This window comes from Aequorivita aurantiaca, assembly GCF_030410135.1.
GTDB lineage: Bacteria > Bacteroidota > Bacteroidia > Flavobacteriales > Flavobacteriaceae > Aequorivita > Aequorivita aurantiaca.
The window spans coordinates 1-20804 of sequence record NZ_JAUGQQ010000008.1; the positions used below are offsets into that span (position 1 = coordinate 1).

Sequence of the window (20804 nt, forward strand, 5' to 3'; positions counted from 1 at the left end):
AACCAATAACCAATAACCAATAACCAATAATCAATAATCAAATAACCAATAATCAAATACCCAATAACCAATACCCAATAACCAATAACCAATAATCAAATAACCAAATAACCAAATAACCCAACAACCAACAACCAACAACCAATGCCCAAATCCAGCATCCATTTTGATATTTCCGAAAGAAAGATACTTCTTCGTATTTTGGACATAGTTTCGGTGTTATCATTGCTCTACATGGTGGGCATCGTCTTCAATTTTGATTATTTCAAAATCAACTCACAGCACTGGGTGTGGTCTATTGTATTGGCTTTATATCTTACCATTTTTGCCACTATTTTCGAACTTTACAATCTCCAAAAAGCTAGCAAGTTTGATGTGGTCGTAAAAAATGTAATCATCACTTCTTCTGTAACGGTGCTATTCTATTTGCTCACGCCGTTTTACACCCCCATGCTGCCATCCAACCGTTTACAGATTGTCTATTTCTTCTTGGCCATAAATGTGGCCATGCTGGCTTGGCGGTATGCGTATATTGTGCTTGTTTCAGCCCCCCGATTTTATAAAAGGGTACTTCTGATTGCACACGGTTCCGATGTGGAAGGCATTGTGGCTTCCCTTCAAAAATCGGATCCGAATTATCGGGTAATCGGATATTTCAACACAGGTCCTAATGACGGCACTATTATCAATACCCTGGAAATAGATGCCATATCAATCTCGGACATTGGCCTGCTTACTGAGGAAACCACAATTTCTGAAATTGTGGTAGGCACCCCTCTTTCCGAAGGAATGACGGTGGAATTGAACAATCAGCTCATCAAACTTTTGGAACAGGGCATTCCCATTAGGGAATACACCCAGGTTTATGAGGAGCTGACGCACCGGATTCCGGTGAAGCACGTAGAAAAGGATTTTTATAGATATTTCCCCTTTAGCCGAAGCAACCAAAACAAGCTCTATCTTTTTTTTAATAGAATTTTGGATCTTTTCTTTTCGGTGCTGGGTCTTGCTTTTGGGATGATGCTTGTGCCATTTCTTTTAATCGGGAATCTACTCGCGAACCGTGGCCCCTTCTTTTACAGCCAGACCAGGGTAGGGAAGAACGGGAAGTATTTCAGGATATACAAACTGCGAAGTATGGTAAGGAATGCCGAAAAGAATGGGGCGCAGTTTGCGGAAGCAAGGGACAGCCGCGTAACAAAATTTGGTCGCTTCCTGCGGAAATCCCGCTTTGATGAAATCCCGCAGTTTATCAATGTCTTAAAGGGCGAAATGAGCGTAATAGGGCCAAGGCCGGAACGCCCTGAATTTGTGGAGGATTTAAAAGAAAAAATACCATTTTATGAAGTGCGGCACCTGGTGAAGCCAGGCGTCACCGGATGGGCACAGGTAAACGCCAAATACGGCTCCAGTGATGAAGATTCCCTTGAAAAGCTTCAATATGACCTATATTACATCAAGCACAGAAGTCTTTTTCTCGACATAACAATAATAATAAAAACACTAAGCACAATAATTTTCTTTAGAGGTCAGTGATTTAGAAATCCATCTGGATTAATAAATTGCAACGACAAACTTTTTCCCGTGCAATAATGCCGGTCATTAAGTACTAAATTCGGTAATTCAGAATTAGATTACCATTGTATAAAATCAAATTCTACTCTCCAAAAAAATAATAAAAAATAACCCCCCTCCCTTAGAAGGGAGGGACAGGGGGAGGGATGTCATTCCGTCCTTCCAATAAATCCCATCAAGAAAACATACCGCACCCCCAAACCAACTAATAAAGGCAACAAAGCCAAAGCAAAAACCTGTACTCCCGTAATCCAATGTATGGTCAAAAGAATTAATAGAAGAAATAATAACAGCGAATAACGTTTCAGCTTGGGGGAAACATTCTTCTGCCCAATTGCCCAAAAAACGAGTATGGAAATAGGAAATGCCCACAATAGGTTGTAATTATTGGCCGTAGCGGTATGGTCGGTTGCGAACCAGAGCAATAGCAGAAATATACCAATTAACCCAGTAGTAAATAATATGGCGGCATCGAGAAACCTACTTCGCGACCCTTTTTTATAATCGCGATAGGTTACAAATATTACCGTCAATCCCAAAATCCCAAAAATAAAAAGCGGACTCAATAAAAAGTTTCCCGATGGGGGATGGGGGGTATTTTCATAGAGAACTTTTGTTTCCTTCACCAATGGCACACTTTGGCTGTCTCTGTGAATTACTGCATTTGCAGCTCCCTTAAAAACATAGTCGGGCAGAAATTGATATTCAATTGGTTTCGCCTTCCGGTCTATAACTGCGCCAAGCGCCACATCTATTCCAAGGCTTCCCCAGCTATTGGCTACTAAATTTTTCTGTATAAGCTCACGGAATGTAAACTGTTCTTTTATATGGTCTTCCTTGAATTCCAAATCTTTCCCCAAAACCTCCTGAATTACATCACGGATTTTGGTGGCACAATTGTCATAAAAGAAATCATACTTATATTTCTTGTTTTCGGGCTGGGCGTTATTCCACAGAAAATCTGAAACCGCATCCTTCTCCTCCTCGGTAAGATTCAGTGTTTGTTCCTTGATCCATCGATTTTGGGCAACATAGCTTTCAAAGAAAGGTTGGTAATAACTCACCCCTAATTGATAAAGTAGCTTTCCCTGTGCAAACTTAGTATAGAAATTTGGCGTGTTGAAGTCGTACACCCCATAATTAAAAACCACATCTACCCCGCTGAGCGAATCCTTAATACGAAAGGCGCTGTGCCCAAATTTGTCATAAAGCTCAGCCCCCGGACCAATGGTCAAAATGCTTATTTCAGAATTTTCGGATAAAGAAACATATTGCGCTTTAACCGCAATAGTTATTAGCAAAAGAAAGAGAAGAATGTAATTTTTTTTCACGGAAACTTAATTTTAATCTATTGAAATGTGTGCAGTGGGTTTGTGTGTATAATTCGGAATTTAATTCTCAGTTCTCAGTTCTCAACTCTCTGTTCTCTATCTTCTATTCTTCCAGACCCCAACTTCAAACCTCATAACCAACAACCCGCAACTTGTAACCCGCAACCTGCATCGCGGAGCCTGCAACCAACGACAGACTACCTAAAAATCTCCCAATCCAGCTTCAACGAAAACACATTGGAGTATAGCGCTGCACTTTGGTCGCCAATATCGGTAAGCGCATAATCCACTTGAATTCCTTTATATCTAAACCCAACCCCAATGTTTGGTTGAAACCCTACGGCATCCGCGCCGTCCAATTGCTTTATGTTTTGAAAATTCCCCACGCCACCGCGTACATATACCATATCGATATAAGCAAATTCTAGTCCCAGGGAAGGGGTGATGCTGGCGAAGGAAGTTGAGATAATATCATTGGTTTGCGCAAATCTGAAATTCAGATCTACCTCTGCCAGTAATGAAAAATCATAGCGATAAACAAATTTTCGCGCCATCCCCAGTTGTAATTTAGGTATGGTGATTTCGGTGGTCTCGGGCAGTTCCTGATTTTGCCCATCCACGGCGCCTTGAATTTCAGCAAACTTTTCTTCATCAATGCTCCACGCGTTGAAAGTAGTTGTTATGTCCCGCGCCATAACGCCGAACATCCATTTGTCGGTTCTAAACTGGATTGCCGCATCCAACCCAAAACCCCAGGAGGAGGCAAAATCGCCAATAACACGACGGATTACCTTTGCGTTCACGCCATAGTTTAAGCCGTCCAGCGGAAGCCGACGGGCGTATGAAAAAGTAAAGCCATAATCTGCGGTTGAAAATTTACTGATCCTATCGTAATAGATGTTGCCTTCGTCATCAATCAATTGGGTAGTGTTCAAAATATCATCCACCCCAAAGCGGATTACGGAAAGCCCAACAGCGCTCCGGTCGTCCAAGGGCATTGCGAAAGCCGCGTAATCATAATTGGCAATATTCGCAAAATAGGAAGCGTGCATCAGGGAAATCTGCTTGTCTTCAATATTTGCCAAACCTGCAGGATTCCAATAGCCAGAATTCACATCGGCAGAAGAGGCTACCACGGCATTGCTCATCCCAAAAGCTGCGGCATCCACGCCTATGTTCATAAATTCGTTGGAATATTTTCGAACGGTCTGTGCCCCCAATGTGGCTGAAAAAATAAGTAAAAGCAGGAGAAGTTTCTCTTTCAATCTTAAAAATTTGGACAAATATGACACTATTTTACAAAATACTAAACTTTAAATTTATGCACATATTGTGTATTGATGGCATTGGACGAAAATACTTTCCTATTTTTACAGGAAAGTTTATTAATCAACAAAATGGACAAGATTTTGACAAGTCCAGCGATGTCGAAACCACCTTTTTAATATGCAAAAACAAATTCCAAACATCATCACCTCCCTAAACATTCTTTGTGGGTGTGTGGCTGTGCTTTTCGCCGTTTCGGGCGACTTGATTACCGCGTCGTTCTTTGTTTTCCTCGGAATTTTCTTCGATTTTTTTGATGGCCTTGCTGCAAGATTGCTAAAAGCGCAGAGCGACGTGGGATTGCAGCTCGATTCCCTGGCCGATGTAATTACGAGTGGCGTAGCGCCGGGGGTGGTGATGTATCAAATGTTCAATCTTTCCTATTTCCATCAACCGCAAACATTAACCGACACATTTTCCGTGGACGGGTGGAATGTGGGCCTGCAAAGCTATATGCCTTTATTCGGTTTGCTGATAGTAGTTGCCTCGGCTTATCGTTTGGCAAAATTCAACGTTGATACTCGGCAAACTTCGGGCTTCATCGGCTTACCCACACCCGCAAATGCCTTATTAATTTTAAGCTTACCGTTAATCTTACAATTTCAATTTTCGGAATTGGCCGAAACCATTATTTTAAACCAATGGTTTTTGATAAGTATAACCTTGCTAAGCTGTATTCTGCTAAATGCCGAAATCCCCCTTTTCGCCTTAAAGTTTAAAACATGGGATTTTAAGAGCAATGCCTTGCGTTACGTGTTTTTAATACTTTGCGTGGTGCTTTTAATACTGCTGAAGTTTTTGGCAATACCATTTATTATTTTGATATATATATTGCTGTCATCAATTTGGAAAAGGCCACAACAGAAGAAACCACGTCAAGCTCATAAATGATTTCGGAAGAAAACATTTGTAAAGGGGTTAAAATAATTAAAATTCCAACTTCTTCTTTCGAAGTTCAAAATTCTGCCCCAGATAAACTTTTCTTACCATTTCATCCGCAGCAAGTTCTTCAGGAATTCCGTGTTTTAAGATGCTGCCTTCGAACATTAAGTAGGTTCTGTCAGTAATTGCCAGGGTTTCCTGAACATTATGGTCGGTAATAAGAATCCCGATGTTTTTATTTTTAAGTTGTGCCACGATGCGCTGAATATCTTCCACGGCAACGGGATCAACCCCTGCGAAGGGCTCGTCCAAAAGAATGAAATGAGGATCGGTGGCCAGGGCACGGGCTATTTCGGTTCGTCTTCTTTCCCCGCCGCTCAAAAGGTCGCCTCTGTTTTTGCGGATATGCCCCAAACCGAATTCCTCAATAAGGGATTCCATTTTTGTCCGTTGTTCTTTTTTTGAAAGCTTTGTGAGCTGCAAAACGCTTAAAATATTGTCTTCCACGCTCAATTTCCTAAAAACGGAAGCTTCCTGCGCCAAATAGCCGATACCGTTTTGCGCCCGTTTATACATTGGGTATTTTGTGATTTCCGTTCCTTCCAAAAAAATCTGACCCCCGTTGGGTTTTATAAGACCAACAATCATATAGAAGGAAGTGGTTTTTCCCGCCCCGTTGGGACCCAAAAGTCCAACAATTTCACCTTGGTTCACTTCCACGGAAATACCTTTTACAACCTTTCGGCCTTTATAGGATTTCATTAAATTTTCGGCTTTTAGCTTCATTTATTTGTTTTTCGGCAACACATGCTTACTACGAATATATTCATTTTATCGATTATAGGTTTCGGAACTAAAGGATCAAGTTTCAAATTGTAATCGCCAAGAATCACCATCCATCAACCACGAGCCCTCAACCATTAACCTCCAAAGCTTCCCAATATTCAAAGGCCCTGCGCAAATGTGGAATAACAATGGTGCCCCCAATTAGTAAGGAAATGCTCATTCCTTCAACAACTTCCTCTTTGGTCAGGCCCAGTTTGTGGCATTCCTCCAAATGGTAGCGCACGCAATCATCACATCGCAGCACCAATGAATTGCCAAGGCCCAAAAGTTCCTTCGTTTTCTTCGGGAGCACGCCTTCCATATAGGCATTGGTGTCCAGATTGAATATACGCTTTATGATCTTGTTATTGTCATCCAGCATTTTCTCGTTCATCTTCTCGCGATAGGCATTAAATTCCGAAACTATGTTGTTTTCCATTTTTATAATATATTATTTTTGAGAAATAAACCTTCAACCTTCAACCATCAACCATCAACTATTTAAGGCTTTCTGCTTTCTTCTGATTTTTGACCACAATTTTTGATATATAAATACTTACTTCATAAAGAATAAGTATGGGAACGGCCACGATAATCTGGCTCACAATATCCGGAGGCGTAATTATTGCGGAAAGGATTAGAATTATAATCAACGCAAATTTTCGATATTTCCGAAGACTTTCCGGAGTTACCACCCCTATTTTTGTGAGAATGTACATTAATATTGGCAGTTCAAAAACAATACCACAAGCCAGCACGGAGGTTCTCACCAAGGAAATATAGCTATCCAAGTCAAAGTCGTTGAATACCTCCTTGCTCACTTGATAATTCCCCAAAAAGTTGATGGATAGTGGCGTAATAAGATAATATCCGAAAAGCACACCCAAGAAAAATAGAATGGATGCAATTAAAATAAAACCGCGGCTGGAGCTGCGCTCATTCTCCTTCAGGCCTGGACTGATAAATTTCCAAAATTCGTAAAGGATATATGGAAAGGCTACAATAATCCCGGCATATATTGAAGTCCACATATGGGCCGAGAACTGTCCGGCCATAGTTCTACTTTGAATTCTAAAGGGCATCTCCTGAAAACAAAAGGTGTCCATTCCTAAGGAACGGGAAATGTCACAAAACATTCTATAGGTAGGAAAATTGGATCGTTTGGGACCGAAAATAAGCGTATCAAAAATGAAATCCTTGAATATAAAGGCAACAACGCCTAAAATTAATACTGCCAGTGTGGAGCGGATAAGGTGCCAGCGCAGCTCTTCCAAATGGTCCAAAAAGGACATTTCTTTTTCGGGGGAAGCTTTTTTCTTCATTAAATTATGCCTTCTTTGGTAAGGTTATGGATATGCACCACGCCAGAATATTTTCCTTTTTCTTCGGCAAGGATTTGGGTTATCCCGAAGTTGTCCATCATTTCCATAGCCTCAACAGCCATGGCATTGTTGGCTATTCTCTTTGGGTTGCGAGTCATAATGTCCTTGGCCGTTAGTCCTGCAAAACTATCCGTTCTGGTCAACATCCGTCGTAAATCGCCATCGGTTATGATCCCTACAATTTTATCATCTTCAACAACGGCGGTAACGCCAAGCATTTTTTCAGAAATTTCCACTATCACCTTCTTAACGTCAGTGTCTGGGCTAACTTGTGGTTTTTCATTAAGGGAAGTAAGATTGCTCACCCTCAAATATAGTTTTTTTCCCAAGGAACCGCCCGGATGGAATTTCGCAAAATCCTTGCTACTAAATCCGCGTAGGTCCAGCAGGCACATTGCCAAGGCATCGCCAATAACCAATTGGGCAGTGGTACTGGTAGTGGGCGCCAGATTGTTGGGGCACGCTTCTTTTTCAACATAGGCGTTTAAAACAAAATCTGCCTGTTGCCCCAAAAAGGAATCGCGGGTGCCGGTAATGGCAATCAATTTGTTATCAACCGCTTTTATCAAGGGAACCAAAACCTTAATTTCTGGAGTGTTGCCGCTTTTTGAAATGCAGATAACAGTATCGTTTTGTTGGATGGTCCCCAAATCCCCATGAATGGCATCGGCGGCATGCATAAATATTGCGGGGGTGCCGGTGGAGTTTAATGTTGCCACGATTTTGGTGGCAATGTTGGCACTTTTGCCAATTCCCGTCACGATCACCCTTCCTTTGGAATGGTAAATATAGTCAACCGCACCTGCAAATTCCTCATCTACCAAATGTGCCAAGTTCGCAATGGCTTTGCTCTCAGTTTCTATAGTATTTTTCGCTACGGAAATAATTCTTTCTGGCTTGTTCAAAATTTTAATGCTTTTGAATGTTTGTAACTGTATCAGAAATTAGTATATTTAGAATAGAATTAAATAAATTCAGAAATCTTAAATTTTGATACTTTTTCCTTTAAGATGCAGTTAGCTTTCTACGGTTGCAAAATTACAATTGTTAATCTGTAAAACAATGTATTGTTGGCTAAAACTGAATTACCTATTAAAATTAAAGAAGCGTGGCAGATATTGACATTTATGCAGCTCTAAAGAAATATTTTGGATTTACCCGTTTCAAGGGTCTGCAGGAGGAAGTGGTAAAAAGCATCCTCAACGGTAACAACACGTTCGTGGTAATGCCCACGGGCGGCGGAAAGTCCCTATGTTACCAGCTTCCGGCACTAATGCAGGAAGGAACGGCAATAGTGGTTTCTCCTCTTATCGCACTAATGAAAAATCAAGTGGACGCCCTTCGGGCCCTTTCTTCCGAAGAAGGAATTGCACACGTCCTGAATTCCTCCCTCAACAAAACTGAAGTTAAACGCGTGAAGATGGATATTGCCAATGGAGTAACAAAATTGCTCTATGTTGCACCGGAATCCCTTACCAAGGAAGAGTACGTTAACTTTCTCCAATCACAAAAAATCTCATTTATGGCCATAGATGAGGCCCATTGCATAAGCGAGTGGGGGCACGATTTTAGGCCCGAATACCGTAATTTAAAAAGCATTATTCAACGCATCGGGAACGACATTCCAATAATTGGGCTCACCGCAACCGCCACCCCCAAGGTGCAGGAGGATATTCTGAAAAACCTCAATATGCAGCAGGCCAAAACCTTTAAGGCCTCCTTTAACCGCCCCAATCTTTATTATGAAATTAGGCCGAAAACCAAAAATGTGGATTCGGATATCATCCGTTTCGTAAAGCAGAATGAAGGCAAAAGTGGCATCATCTATTGCCTTAGCCGCAAAAGGGTGGAAGAGCTCGCCCAGGCATTACAAGTAAACGGTATAAAAGCAGTGCCATACCACGCCGGGTTGGACAGTAAGACCCGGGTAAAACACCAGGACATGTTTCTTATGGAGGATGTTGATGTGGTGGTAGCCACCATCGCCTTTGGGATGGGAATAGACAAACCGGACGTGCGTTTTGTGATCCATAATGACATTCCAAAGAGCATTGAAAGTTATTACCAAGAGACCGGCCGTGCCGGAAGGGATGGCGGTGAAGGTCATTGTTTGGCTTTTTACAGCTATAAGGATGTTGAAAAACTTGAGAAATTTATGAGCGGCAAGCCCGTGGCTGAACAGGAAATTGGCCATGCTCTTTTGCAGGAAGTGGTTGCCTTTGCCGAAACATCAATTTCCCGCAGAAAATTCATCCTCCATTATTTTGGGGAGGAATTTGATAACGAAACAGGTGAGGGCGGAATGATGGACGACAATATGAGGCATCCAAAAAAGAAACATGAGGCGAAGGACGATGCCAAGTTATTATTGGAGGTAGTTTTAAGAACCCACCAGCAATACAAAAGCAAGGAAATTGTAAACGTACTTATCGGTAAGGTGAATGCGCTCATAAAATCCCACCGAACCGATGACCAGGAATATTTCGGTTCTGGCGAGAATAACGATGCTGCTTATTGGATGGCTCTTTTGCGCCAATTGTTGGTGGCCGGCTATTTAAAAAAAGATATCGAAACCTATGGCGTAATCCATTTAACGCAGGCGGGTAAGGACTTTATCCAATCACCCACCTCTTTTATGATGACTGAGGACCACTCCTTTAAGGATGCCAATGATGATCTTATTGTGGGCGCGGCAAAAGGTGGCGAAGCGGCAGATGAAAACCTATTTAAGCTTTTAAAGGCTGAACTAAAAAAGGTGGCGCACGATTTGGATCTGCCTCCCTTTGTAATTTTTCAGGAACCTTCCCTGGAGGACATGGCCCTTAAATATCCGGTAACTATTGATGAACTTGCCAATGTACACGGAGTGGGTGAGGGAAAGGCAAAGAAATATGGGAAACCATTTTTGGAACTCATCCAAAATTATGTTGAAGAAAACGATATAATTCGCCCGGATGATTTTATTGTGAAATCCACGGGAAGCAATAGCGCCCTCAAATTATATATTATCCAAAATGTTGATAGGAAGTTGGCCCTTCCTGATATTGCAAATGCCAAGGGGCTTGAAATGCCCGATTTTATAAAGGAAATGGAAGCTATAGTTTATAGTGGCACCAAGCTTAATATAAATTATTGGATAGATGAGGTGCTGGACGAAGACCAACAGGAAGAAATACACGACTATTTCCTGGAAGCCAAAACCGATAAAATAGAAGAGGCAATGGAAGAGTTTGACGGCGATTATGACGAAGAGGAATTGCGCCTATACCGAATTAAATTCATCAGCGAGGTTGGAAATTAATGATCAGTAATCAGTAATTATTAAAATTGCCATCCGTCGCTGAACAGGGCCAGTTAACTTTTCTGTTCCTTATTGAAATAGACCAAATAATAGTACATCTGCTTTTCCTCATCCCAACCTTTTTCGACAAATTTTTCTGCACTTTCCGGATTGATGAAGTCCAATTTAATTTGAATATTCGTATCCAAGTTAATTACATTCTTGATTTTCTTGCGGGCAGCGGTCACTGCAGTATTTGCTATGGGAAAAGTGGTTAAATCCTCAATGCTGTATTTGGGTGCCTTTTCACTTTTGTAATGGCGGAATTCCGGCAATAAATCCGGATTGTCGATTACTTCGTTCATAAAAGCAGTTTCCTCAAAATTGTCGTTTTTGGCAAAATGGTTCACCGCACGGTTCATAAACATTACCTCCTGTTTTTTGTCTTCCGCAGGCAGTACCACATCCTTCGCAAAATCCTGGCAGAACTTTAAATATTTTTTTGTGTAGAAATTGTCATCGGCTAGCGCTTCAACCCCTAAAAAACTTTCCAACCAATACCTGGCGTCATAGCGGTTGCTGTCCACCGAAAGAATTTTATAACCCTCATCCTTCTGCGAATTGAAAATCAGGCAACCCTTGTCCAATTTGTTCAAACTAACCCCGTGCTGCAACAAGGCTTCCAACTGATTTCCTTCTTCGGCAAATTGGAGAAAATCTTGCTTTAGTTCACTTTTAAAAATCCCAATGGCATCCATCTTTACGTTGTCCAACTGTACATTTTCAAGGTAACCAATATACACCTCGCCGCTTTTTATATGGGGGTGCTCGGACTGGTTGTATAGATAGGAAGCAATTTTCCGGCTTTCGTCATGGATCTGCTGTGGGTTGTCAAAAATCTTAGAGCTTGCATTGAAAAGCTCGTGAAACTCCAAATCGGCCTCGTGTGAAAAGTGAAAATAATTCTCTTCTTTCTCCCTGAAAGGTTTCAAAAAGAATTCTTTCAACAATGGCGTTATTTCGTCGTCCATTTTATAAGGTTCCGCAGAAAGAAAAATAGCTTCGTTGCGGCTTTTATTGCCCACGCGGTGAATGGAAAGGGATGCTATGTGGGCACTGAAAAGATTGATCATAAAATATGTTATGAGTTAATGTGGTGGATATGTTTTTTCGGATGTAGGTTCTGGGTTGGGGTATGAGGCTTGTTAAGGTTTTAGGATGAAGCGACTCGGGATTATGAGCGATAAGCTTTAAACTTTGGCCTAAAACCTAAAAACCAAAATCTATTTTAATTCCAGTTTTCGTCAAAATCAAGACTGTCATAATCCTCTGGGTCAAGATCAAAATCCTCATCAAAATCCTCTTCTCCTTCAATGGGTTCTGAGGTAAATTCTTTTTCGGGTGCTTCGTCGGGAATTTGTCCGTGGGAATACATCAAATTTGGATAAAGCATTCCGGCCTGGGCCTCTGCTATATCGGCAAGTTCAACCATAAATGTCCACATATTTAAAAAATCGTACACGTACAATAGGCGGGTATTTTCTATATCCACAACGTCTTCTATGTTGGTTTCCGCCATATTTCGGGCGCCGTCCATTCCGTCGCTTATGTCAAAAAGAGAAATTTCCTCATCTTCTTCCCACAGTTCATTTGTAGTATAAAAGGAAGCCATATCCTGCCCATCGAAACCGAAGGCTTGGGTTATGGCGTTGTGAAAATCCTCCAAAGTAGCCGAAGGCTCAATTTCTATATCGCGGAAAACATCTTCGTAGGTATCAAGAATTATTCTGAAACGGTAAATCATTTTGTTGAATTAAGTATGCAAAGTTATTGAAAAGTAAATAGTATTTGGTTACGGATGGCAGTTTTGGTTATAACTTATCTTGAAAACCGATGCAAAACGTATGTCAAGGAAGCCAAAAGAAAAAAGGCAGTTACTTGGTGTAAAACACCTAAAACCACCGGCACCTGGAAGAGCAGTGTGAAAACACCAAGAATAAATTGGGCCAAAACCAAAACCAGGAGCAGATTGATCCCGTTCTTTTGCGGGGCAGTGAGCTGCAGGTTTCGGGTCTTGTACCAAATAAAGAATATAATTCCTACCACCGCATAGGCCATATATCTATGGATGAATTGTACTCCACTTTTGCCTTCCACAAAGTTTTTCCACATGGGAACCTGTTCGGTATATACAGTTTCGTGCATCAATTTACCTTCGTTCATAAATGGCCAATTGTTGTGGATCCAACCCGCATCAAGGCCCGCAACAAATGCGCCCCACACAATTTGGATGAGCAGCACCGCCATTGCCACACGAATGATGTTTCGGATATATTTGTTGATTTCTTTTTTGACGGGATACCACAAATCCAGCGCTACCCAAAAAGTATAGGCAAAAGTTATAAAGGCCGTGGTCAAGTGCATGGCTAGCCGATAGTGGCTTACGCTTGGCCTATCAATCAAGCCGCTTTTCACCATATACCAACCTAAAAATCCCTGGAAACCGCCAAGAAAAAGCAGTATTATCGCCTTTTTTATTGTTGGTTTGCTCAGTTGTTTTTTAAGAAGAAAATAAAAAAACGGAATGATGAAAACAATTCCCAACAACCGGCCCAGCACCCTGTGGATGTATTCCCAAAAATAAATATCCTTAAAATCCTCCAGATCAAAATGATTGTGCAGCTTTTGATATTCCGGAAACTGTTTATAATGCTCAAATTCGGCAATCCATTCCGCTTCATTAAGGGGTGGGATGGTTCCGGAAATCAATTTATAGCTGGAAATGGATAGTCCCGAATGGGTTAGGCGGGTAATCCCACCAACTACAACCATAATAAAAATAAGGAAACAGCCCGTTAAGAGCCAGTAAATTACGTTTTTATTGTCCTTGTTTGCCACGGATAATTCGGTTTTTTATAGGCGAATTTGCAGTCCTTTTTTGACTTCGAGCTCGCAAAATTATTTAATGTTAAAATTGCTTTTTTCCATCCTTTTTCACTAAAAACAACCCTTCACGCTGTAGCTATTTTTATTTCTTTTCAGCCTTCAAGCCGATAGCTGCTCCTTTCTGAAGCATAAATTTGTGCGCGGCTTCATATTCATTGGGAATTTCCCCTTCAAGAATAGCTTCCTTTATTGCGTCCTTGATAATCCCGATTTCACGCGAGGGTTTTAAGTTGAAGGTTTCCATAATTTCCTCACCGCTCACGGGGGGCTGAAAGTTTCTGACATGGTCGCGCTCCTCAACCTCCACAATTTTGTCACGCACCAGTTGAAAATTGGCGTGGTATTTATTAAATTTTTTCGGATTCTTTGTTGTGATATCCGCTTCGCAGAGGGTCATTAATGCTTCCACATGTTCGCCGGCGTCAAAAATTAATCGCCGTACTGCACTGTCCGTTACCTCACTTGCCAAAACAATTGGGCGCGAACTCATCAATACCATTTTTTGCACGAATTTCATCTTGTCGTTTAATGGCAATTTTAACCTTTTGAAAAGTTTAAATACCATTTTCGAGCCCACAAATTCGTGTGCATGAAACGTCCACCCCAACTTTTTATCGAAGCGCTTTGTGGGTGCCTTGCCAATATCGTGAAGTAACGCTGCCCACCGCAACCAAAGGTCGTCCGTGGTTCGTGATATGTTGTCCACCACTTCCAAGGTGTGCCAAAAATTATCTTTGTGGGTTTGGCCTTCCTTTTCATCTATGCCTTGTAAGGCAACCAATTCGGGCAAAATGAAGGGCAATAAACCGGTTTTGTGCAATAGGGAAAATCCCATCGAGGGAACTTCGGAGAGGAGTATTTTATTCAGCTCGTCCACCACGCGTTCATTGGTAATTATTTTTATTCGCTGAGCGTTTCTTTCAATTGCCTCAAGGGATTTTTTTTCAATATTGAAATTCAATTGGGTTGCGAAGCGAATGGCGCGTAACATCCGTAGGGGGTCATCGCTAAAGGTAATGTTTGGATCTAATGGCGTGCGGATTATCTTTTTTTGCAAATCCTCAATTCCATTGAATGGATCCAGCATAGTTCCGAAGTTTTCTTCGTTTAGGCTCAGTGCCAAGGCATTTATGGTGAAATCCCTGCGGTTTTGGTCATCCTCCAAAGTGCCGTTTTCCACTGCCGGATTTCGGCTTTCTTCAGAATAGGATTCCTTACGTGCTCCTACAAATTCGAGCTCAATACCGCCGCTTTTTAGCATTGCGGTTCCGTAGGTTTTAAAGATGCTCACTTTAGGTTTGCCGGGCAATAACCGAGATACTTCCTCGGCTAGATCAATGCCACTTCCAACGGCAACTATGTCAATATCCTTTGCTTCGCCGCGGTCCAATATAAAATCGCGGACGTAGCCGCCAATCACATAGCATTCAAGCTTAAGATTTGAAGAAGCCTTGGAAATTGTTCTGAAAACGGGATTTTTAAGAGCTGATATGTAGGTTTGTTTCGTCATTAATTTTTTTCAACTCGAACAGTCAAAAACATTGAATCAATTTGTTTTTGCAAATAGCCAATAACTTAAGGCTAAATGCCAAATCTTATTGCCTAATCACCTTCACCGATCCATCGTTTTTCAACTTAATAATGGACGAAGGTTTGCCCGATTTTTTGTCGCGCTGCAAATTTACAATATAGTCCACGCCTTCCAAAATTAAAGGGTCTATTTCGGTAAAGCTTTTTGGGGTTTGTTCCCCGGAAATATTTGCGGAAGTGGAAACCAGCGGCCTGCGGAATTTCTGCAATAGTTTTTTGCAGAATTCATCCTTTGTTACTCGAATGGCTAATGAATTGTCCTCGGCAATGATGTTTTCGGCAACGCGAATGGGATCATCATAAATAATTGTGGTCGGTTTTTTGGCATATTTCAATATATCATAAGCCACTTCCGGCACGTTTTCAACATATTCATTTAACATTTTGAAATCACTCACCAAACAAATCATGGATTTCGTATCGCTTCGTTTTTTTAAGTTATAAACTTTGTCCACAGCTTCAGGATTGGTGGCGTCGCAACCTATACCCCAAACGGTATCAGTGGGATAAAGTATTGTGCCACCTCTTTTTAAAACTGCATATGCATTCTCTATTTCTTCTTTCATTATGATAACATTTTAATATTATTTTCCGCCGGTAGGAAGGTTGGTTTTTGGGAATGAAGATTTTCGCCGGCGATTACCTTTTCATATATTTTAAGATATTCAAAAGTCATTTTTTTTGCATTGAATTGATCCCTTGCATACTCATGGCATTTTGTTGGGTTGTACCTAAAATTGCGAATGGCCGCGGCCAGTTCTTCGGAATCGTTGGATGCCAGCCCCACTTCCGGAATCAAAAGTTCTGGCAGCGATCCATTCGTAGTGCAAAAAACCGAGCAGCCCGCATACAGGCTTTCAATAATCACTAAGCCAAACGGCTCATGCCATTCCACGGGAAAAACCAAGGCCTTGGATTTCTCCATAATTTTCATTTTTTCGGCATCGTCCAACATTCCCAAAAACATTATTTTCGGATTAAAAATATAGCGCCAACCGCGGGTAATATTCCGAAATGTCCATCGGTCGCCGCCCATTATCAGCAGTTTTCCATTGGCTTTGGAAACAATTCTTGCTGCGCCAAAAACATTTTTTACCCGGCGAGAAACCTTCCCTAAAAAGTGAAAATAGCGCCGGTCATTTTCCAAATTCGGCTGGCCGTAATCATCCCAATACAGGCCGTTGTGCACAAAAACATTGGAATTATAACGGGCTGCTTGGTTTCTCGAAATGAATACGGTGTTTTTATCGATCTCTTCGTCCGGTTTCGGATTGCCGTGCATGGTAATAATATAGGGTTTGTTGATGGGTTGCCGTGGCGGATAATTGAAATGCACAAGGTCCACATAATCTGGTATCTGACTGTTCAAATCCTTGGTTTGGTCCAAAGGGATGCTTTTGGCAAAATCGCCGGTAAAACCGTCGGGCACTAAAAACGTAACGCTATGGCCAAGCTCGTAAAGATATTTTCCGAGACCCCAAATTACGCGTTCCGTGCCTCCATATTTGAGGGCTGGAATGGGGCCGGACCAATCAACAATTAAAATGTGCATAGTTGTTTTTAAAGAGGACTCGACGTTCCCCGATGCTTATTTAACTTTAAAATTAGTTTATTTTTAGCACTAAAAAAGGCAAAGGTAGGTTCAAAAAATTCCAGTTGCGCTATATAAAGCCTGATTTCTCATTGGACAACCTGCCTAGAATCTGTCCAAACCTTATGATCAGTTTTGTAGCTTTACCAACAAATTTAACGGATGTATAAAAATCTTAAGCATTATATCAGAAAACGAAAGCTCCTAAAGAAATTGCGTAAGGATGCCATTTATTTTGATTTCTCCAATTTCGATAAGACAAAAAAGGGCGTTCTCATTATAGATTCAATTATTCCTGAATATGACCGGGATTCTGGTTCACGGCGTTTGTTTCTTATTATTGAAATTATGCTCAAGCGCGGTTTCAATGTTTTTTTGTTGGCTGATACAAAAGAATATCGGTTTAAATATGAATACGTCGAAACCTACCGAACAATGGGTGCGGTGGTGTATCAGCCCGTTTTGGATTCCAATAATAATTTGATTGACAGGGAAAGGTTTATCCAATTAATCGGGCCTTATATTCAATTTGCGTGGCTCCACAGGCCAGATATTTTTCACAAGTATTATAGCTTGGTAACAAAATATTCCAAAGCAAAATTGATTTTCGATATGGTGGATTTTCATTATCTACGGTTTAAAAGGGAATGGCAACAAAACGGAGATCCAAAAACGAAAGAGGCAATGAGCCGATACTTAAAAATGGAACTTCAAAATGCTGAAAGGGCCAACGTGGTAGTGCCCATAACCGAGGAGGACAAAAAGGAACTGCAGCCTTTACTTAAAAGCAAAACCGAAATGCAGGTGGTGGGCAATGTTCATCAATTTAAAGTAAATAATCCTGGTTTTAAGAATTTCCAACAGCGCCAGAACCTTTTGTTTATCGGCAGTTTTATACATACTCCCAATTTGGATGCGGTACAATATCTTTACCATAAAATACTTCCCATTCTTCGGGAGAAGTTGCCATTGCTGAAAATGGAAATAATTGGAAGTTATGCTCCCCGGGAAATTTTGGACCTTAATTCAGAAAATTTTAGGGTACACGGTTTCGTGGATGATATATCCGAATATTTTAACAGTGCAAAACTATTTGTCGCTCCCTTGGCCTTCGGGGCTGGTATAAAGGGAAAAATAGGACAGAGTCTGGAGTTTGGGCTTCCATTGGTAACCACTGAAATTGGTGCCGAAGGTTTCAACTTTTCCCCATTTAAAAATTCAATGGTTGCGCCAATGGCCGATCCGCAGGCTTTTGCCGAAAAAATTATCGCGCTCTATACCAATGAGGTTTTGTGGACTGAGGTAAGCGGAAATTCTGAAAAAGTGCTGGAACCCTTTTCCATAAGCAACATTGAGGCGAACATACTAAAAATCCTTAGCTAGTTTTACTGGATTCTAAAAACCTGTTCCACCCAACCTTCCAATGTATATTTGCGATAAATTTCCTGCGGAATTGGAACATATGGTGATTCAAAAAAACTAGTTGGAATCTCCGGTTTCTCTGGATTTATGACTAAAATATTCTCAGGATTGTAAAAGTCGAATTCCTTCACGTATTCATTTGAAGTTATAATTTTTTTCTGAAAGCCCATTGCTTCAAAAATTCGAAAACTTAAGCCCGCTTGATCATCCCGCAGCAAATCCAAAACGGCTATTGATTTTTTTATATTTTCATGCACCTGTTCCTGATTTTGCCTTTCCTCTGTAAAAATTATATCGGGATGAATGCCGGCCGGTTCGTTTTTGCCAACAACTATAAAGTGGGAATTCAATTGCTTCCCCTTTAAAATTGCCGCAATCCTATTCATAGTTTCCAACCTTTCATCCAAATAGCTTATAGTGAAACAATCATATTCCGTTTCTCCCATTGGGGTCAATGGATGCTTGTGAAAATAAATATAGTTGGTTAGCGGTTTTAGGTTATAGGTTTCAACATCCTCGGGATCAAAAGAAAAAACGGTGTCAAAAATGTTTGCTTCCAATAAATGTGCAATCGGACGGCGTTTACTGCTATCATACAAATAGGCAATATAGCTATTGGTGAAGTTTTTAATTTTTTTATGGGTGGCGATTGTAATTATTTCCGGATTGATAATTAGAATTCGATCCTGTTGGCCCAAAACAGCCAGCTCCTTTAAAATATAATCCTCACGCTTGGTTTTTTTGGCATTTTTATTAAAAAGAAGCTTCCCAAAAAAATTGCCAATTCTGTGAAAAATGGAGGGGTAATGATGCCTATAATGCCGCAGGTTGATGTGGTGTGCCTTAATTCCCTTTTTTTGGAGCGCATTGACAATGTGGTGGTCATAATTCCAGAAATCAAAACTTATTAGGCAAATTTTCATAAGCGTTATTTCGGTAAAAATAGATAATTTAAACAGTTATTGCTGAAACCGTATATTTGAAAAAAAATTCTTGGAATGAAAAAAATTCATGTCGGTTTTTTGCTTTCGTATGATTATGAAAATCTGAAAAAGGCAATTCCTCCGGTTTATAAGGACGCGGATGCCATTTTTATAGCGGAAGATCTGGAATATCGAACTTGGTCCGGCGAAAAATTTGAGGTTTCACCGTCATTTTATGATTGGTTGCACAAATTCGATACTGAAAAGAAAATCCAGATTTATAAGGATGATTTCTATATTCCCGAACTTTCCGCTATTGAAAACGATACCCGTGAACGCACTATGCTTTCAGAAAAAATGGGGATTGGCAATTGGCTCGTGCAGGTGGATGCCGATGAATATTTTATCGATTTCAAAGGGTTTGTAAAAACCCTACGGAAATACGACGGGTTTCTAAAAAAACCCGAAAAAACACCGGTCCAAATTGCCGGATTCCTTATAAATATGTATAAGTACACCGAGGATGGCCTGCTTTACGTGGACAACCCAACCAAAGTTTTGTTGGCCACCAATTATCCGAAGTACACTTTCGCACGCCAAAACCGAAAACGGATTATCTATACGGATACCCTTTTGATGCACGAATGCATCTCGCGGAGCGAATCAGATTTGATGACAAAGCTCACCAATTGGGGCCATTCCAAAGATTTTGATATTGAAGAATATGTCGCAAAATGGCGTTCCGTAAATAAGGAAAACTATAAGGAAATGCAGGATTTTTTCTATTTGCAGCCCGAAGGTTGGAAAACTTTGGATTTTATTGAATCAAAAAATATGGATGAAATAAAGAAGAAGTTAAATGCAAAACCAGAATTGCATCCTTCGTCATTTTTTCTATTCAAAAAAAATATTGGACAATTTTTTAAACATCTTTTTAAATGAAAACTTCGTTGTTGATCTCAACATACAATTGGGTGGAAGCCTTGGAATTGGTGCTTTTGAGTGTGCAGAATCAAACCGTACAGCCTGAAGAAATCTTAATTGCGGATGATGGCTCTACGGTTGAAACAAGAGAACTAATCAATGATTTTCAAAAAAAATTAGTGGTTCCCATTCGGCATTTTTGGCACGAGGACAAAGGTTTCCGAAAGGCAATTATTTTAAACAAAGCCATTGCCGCCGCGAAGGGCGATTATATAATTCAAGTGGACGGAGATTGCATTATGCACAAGGATTTTGTGCGGGACCACAAAGCGCTGGCGCTGCCAAACGTATATCTTTTTGGGAGCCGGGTGAATATTCAGGAGGAATTTCTTCCGAAATTGTTTTCCGCACAAAAAATAACATTCGGATTTTTTGATAGAGGCATTAAAAAACGAACTCGAAATCTGCGCGTTCCCGTTTTGGGGAACCTATATAAAACCACGTCGGCAGTTTCCGAAAAAATGCGCGGTTGTAACGTTTCTTTTTGGAAGAAAGATGTGATCGCCGTAAATGGTTACAATGAAGAATTTGAAGGCTGGGGCCGCGAAGATTCAGAATTGATAATACGGATGATGCATAACGGAGTTTTGGGCAGAAGACTGCGATACCGGGGAATTATTTACCACATTTGGCACAAAGTGAAGGACCAAAGTAGGTTCAAAATCAACGATACCCTGCAAGAAAAAGTGGTCGTGGAAAAGAGCAAATGGTGCGAAAACGGAATTGATAAATATTTGGCTTAGTTCA

Annotated in this window: 19 protein-coding genes; 6 read left to right on the forward strand and 13 right to left on the reverse strand. The window is 40.8% G+C overall.

Annotated features, from left to right (window positions below):
• Positions 1–144 precede the first annotated feature (144 nt).
• Positions 145–1536 (forward strand): sugar transferase, encoded by a 1392-nt coding sequence (locus QRD02_RS11420; RefSeq protein ID WP_290255087.1) that lies wholly within the window; start codon positions 145–147, stop codon positions 1534–1536.
• A 188-nt stretch (positions 1537–1724) separates the two neighbouring features.
• On the opposite strand, the gene QRD02_RS11425 is transcribed toward QRD02_RS11420, so the two are convergent.
• Together QRD02_RS11425 and QRD02_RS11430 are read right to left on the reverse strand one after the other, a co-directional pair.
• Positions 1725–2906 (reverse strand): lipoprotein N-acyltransferase Lnb domain-containing protein, encoded by a 1182-nt coding sequence (locus QRD02_RS11425; protein WP_290255088.1) that lies wholly within the window; start codon positions 2904–2906, stop codon positions 1725–1727.
• A 197-nt stretch (positions 2907–3103) separates the two neighbouring features.
• Entirely contained in the window at positions 3104–4171 is a 1068-nt protein-coding gene (locus QRD02_RS11430) for a putative type IX sorting system protein PorV2 (protein ID WP_290255089.1), read from the reverse strand.
• Positions 4172–4352: 181 nt separating this feature from the next.
• Between QRD02_RS11430 and QRD02_RS11435 the strand changes: the two genes are divergently transcribed.
• Positions 4353–5123, forward strand: a complete 771-nt coding sequence (locus QRD02_RS11435; protein WP_290255090.1) for a CDP-alcohol phosphatidyltransferase family protein — start codon at positions 4353–4355, stop codon at positions 5121–5123.
• Positions 5124–5159: 36 nt separating this feature from the next.
• Here QRD02_RS11435 and lptB read toward each other — a convergent pair whose 3' ends face one another.
• The 4 genes from lptB to QRD02_RS11455 form a co-directional block, all read right to left on the reverse strand.
• The gene (gene lptB, locus QRD02_RS11440; RefSeq protein ID WP_290255091.1) at positions 5160–5900 is read right to left on the reverse strand and encodes an LPS export ABC transporter ATP-binding protein; all 741 of its coding nucleotides are present in this window, start codon (positions 5898–5900) and stop codon (positions 5160–5162) included.
• A gap of 127 nt (positions 5901–6027) precedes the next feature.
• The gene (locus QRD02_RS11445; protein ID WP_290255092.1) at positions 6028–6378 is read right to left on the reverse strand and encodes a carboxymuconolactone decarboxylase family protein; all 351 of its coding nucleotides are present in this window, start codon (positions 6376–6378) and stop codon (positions 6028–6030) included.
• 58 nt (positions 6379–6436) lie between these two features.
• Positions 6437–7261, reverse strand: a complete 825-nt coding sequence (tatC, locus tag QRD02_RS11450) for a twin-arginine translocase subunit TatC (RefSeq protein ID WP_290255093.1) — start codon at positions 7259–7261, stop codon at positions 6437–6439.
• Positions 7261–8226 (reverse strand): KpsF/GutQ family sugar-phosphate isomerase, encoded by a 966-nt coding sequence (locus tag QRD02_RS11455; protein ID WP_290255094.1) that lies wholly within the window; start codon positions 8224–8226, stop codon positions 7261–7263. Before QRD02_RS11455 ends, tatC begins: the two co-directional genes overlap by 1 nt.
• A gap of 203 nt (positions 8227–8429) precedes the next feature.
• On the opposite strand from QRD02_RS11455, the gene recQ reads away from it, so the two are divergent.
• Positions 8430–10622 (forward strand): DNA helicase RecQ, encoded by a 2193-nt coding sequence (gene recQ, locus QRD02_RS11460; protein WP_290255095.1) that lies wholly within the window; start codon positions 8430–8432, stop codon positions 10620–10622.
• A 53-nt stretch (positions 10623–10675) separates the two neighbouring features.
• Here recQ and QRD02_RS11465 read toward each other — a convergent pair whose 3' ends face one another.
• The 6 genes from QRD02_RS11465 to QRD02_RS11490 all read right to left on the reverse strand — a co-directional run bounded on the left by QRD02_RS11465 (position 10676) and on the right by QRD02_RS11490 (position 16689).
• A complete protein-coding gene (locus tag QRD02_RS11465) occupies positions 10676–11734 on the reverse strand; it encodes a nucleoid-associated protein (RefSeq protein WP_290255096.1) in 1059 nt (352 codons plus the stop codon).
• A 155-nt stretch (positions 11735–11889) separates the two neighbouring features.
• The gene (locus tag QRD02_RS11470) at positions 11890–12405 is read right to left on the reverse strand and encodes an IS1096 element passenger TnpR family protein (protein WP_290255097.1); all 516 of its coding nucleotides are present in this window, start codon (positions 12403–12405) and stop codon (positions 11890–11892) included.
• 74 nt (positions 12406–12479) lie between these two features.
• Positions 12480–13499 (reverse strand): COX15/CtaA family protein, encoded by a 1020-nt coding sequence (locus QRD02_RS11475; RefSeq protein WP_290255098.1) that lies wholly within the window; start codon positions 13497–13499, stop codon positions 12480–12482.
• 130 nt (positions 13500–13629) lie between these two features.
• Entirely contained in the window at positions 13630–15057 is a 1428-nt protein-coding gene (locus QRD02_RS11480) for a CCA tRNA nucleotidyltransferase (RefSeq protein WP_290255099.1), read from the reverse strand.
• A gap of 85 nt (positions 15058–15142) precedes the next feature.
• Positions 15143–15703, reverse strand: a complete 561-nt coding sequence (locus tag QRD02_RS11485) for an L-threonylcarbamoyladenylate synthase (protein WP_290255100.1) — start codon at positions 15701–15703, stop codon at positions 15143–15145.
• The gene (locus tag QRD02_RS11490; RefSeq protein ID WP_290255101.1) at positions 15703–16689 is read right to left on the reverse strand and encodes a glycosyltransferase; all 987 of its coding nucleotides are present in this window, start codon (positions 16687–16689) and stop codon (positions 15703–15705) included. The genes QRD02_RS11485 and QRD02_RS11490 overlap by 1 nt, the downstream gene beginning before the upstream one ends.
• A 201-nt stretch (positions 16690–16890) precedes the next feature.
• Here QRD02_RS11490 and QRD02_RS11495 point away from each other — a divergent pair, with 201 nt between their 5' ends.
• Entirely contained in the window at positions 16891–18111 is a 1221-nt protein-coding gene (locus QRD02_RS11495) for a glycosyltransferase (protein WP_290255102.1), read from the forward strand.
• Positions 18112–18113: 2 nt separating this feature from the next.
• On the opposite strand, the gene QRD02_RS11500 is transcribed toward QRD02_RS11495, so the two are convergent.
• The gene (locus QRD02_RS11500; RefSeq protein ID WP_290255103.1) at positions 18114–19073 is read right to left on the reverse strand and encodes a WaaS/CpsH family glycosyltransferase; all 960 of its coding nucleotides are present in this window, start codon (positions 19071–19073) and stop codon (positions 18114–18116) included.
• 75 nt (positions 19074–19148) lie between these two features.
• Between QRD02_RS11500 and QRD02_RS11505 the strand changes: the two genes are divergently transcribed.
• Positions 19149–20015 carry a hypothetical protein gene (locus tag QRD02_RS11505; RefSeq protein WP_290255104.1) on the forward strand — a complete coding sequence of 289 codons (867 nt, stop codon included), beginning with the start codon at positions 19149–19151 and terminating at the stop codon, positions 20013–20015.
• Positions 20012–20800 (forward strand): glycosyltransferase family 2 protein, encoded by a 789-nt coding sequence (locus QRD02_RS11510; protein WP_290255105.1) that lies wholly within the window; start codon positions 20012–20014, stop codon positions 20798–20800. Before QRD02_RS11505 ends, QRD02_RS11510 begins: the two co-directional genes overlap by 4 nt.
• Positions 20801–20804: the final 4 nt, after the last annotated feature.

Coding starts and splice junctions, on each gene's coding strand:
- tatC (WP_290255093.1), bottom strand. CDS start 7,261: ATGAAGAAAAAAGCTTCCCCCGAAAAAGAAATGTCCTTTTTGGACCAT.
- QRD02_RS11470 (WP_290255097.1), bottom strand. CDS start 12,405: ATGATTTACCGTTTCAGAATAATTCTTGATACCTACGAAGATGTTTTC.
- QRD02_RS11485 (WP_290255100.1), bottom strand. CDS start 15,703: ATGAAAGAAGAAATAGAGAATGCATATGCAGTTTTAAAAAGAGGTGGC.
- lptB (WP_290255091.1), bottom strand. CDS start 5,900: ATGAAGCTAAAAGCCGAAAATTTAATGAAATCCTATAAAGGCCGAAAG.
- QRD02_RS11505 (WP_290255104.1), top strand. CDS start 19,149: ATGAAAAAAATTCATGTCGGTTTTTTGCTTTCGTATGATTATGAAAAT.
- QRD02_RS11465 (WP_290255096.1), bottom strand. CDS start 11,734: ATGATCAATCTTTTCAGTGCCCACATAGCATCCCTTTCCATTCACCGC.
- QRD02_RS11490 (WP_290255101.1), bottom strand. CDS start 16,689: ATGCACATTTTAATTGTTGATTGGTCCGGCCCCATTCCAGCCCTCAAA.
- QRD02_RS11495 (WP_290255102.1), top strand. CDS start 16,891: ATGTATAAAAATCTTAAGCATTATATCAGAAAACGAAAGCTCCTAAAG.
- QRD02_RS11500 (WP_290255103.1), bottom strand. CDS start 19,073: ATGAAAATTTGCCTAATAAGTTTTGATTTCTGGAATTATGACCACCAC.
- QRD02_RS11480 (WP_290255099.1), bottom strand. CDS start 15,057: ATGACGAAACAAACCTACATATCAGCTCTTAAAAATCCCGTTTTCAGA.
- QRD02_RS11510 (WP_290255105.1), top strand. CDS start 20,012: ATGAAAACTTCGTTGTTGATCTCAACATACAATTGGGTGGAAGCCTTG.
- QRD02_RS11435 (WP_290255090.1), top strand. CDS start 4,353: ATGCAAAAACAAATTCCAAACATCATCACCTCCCTAAACATTCTTTGT.
- QRD02_RS11420 (WP_290255087.1), top strand. CDS start 145: ATGCCCAAATCCAGCATCCATTTTGATATTTCCGAAAGAAAGATACTT.
- QRD02_RS11445 (WP_290255092.1), bottom strand. CDS start 6,378: ATGGAAAACAACATAGTTTCGGAATTTAATGCCTATCGCGAGAAGATG.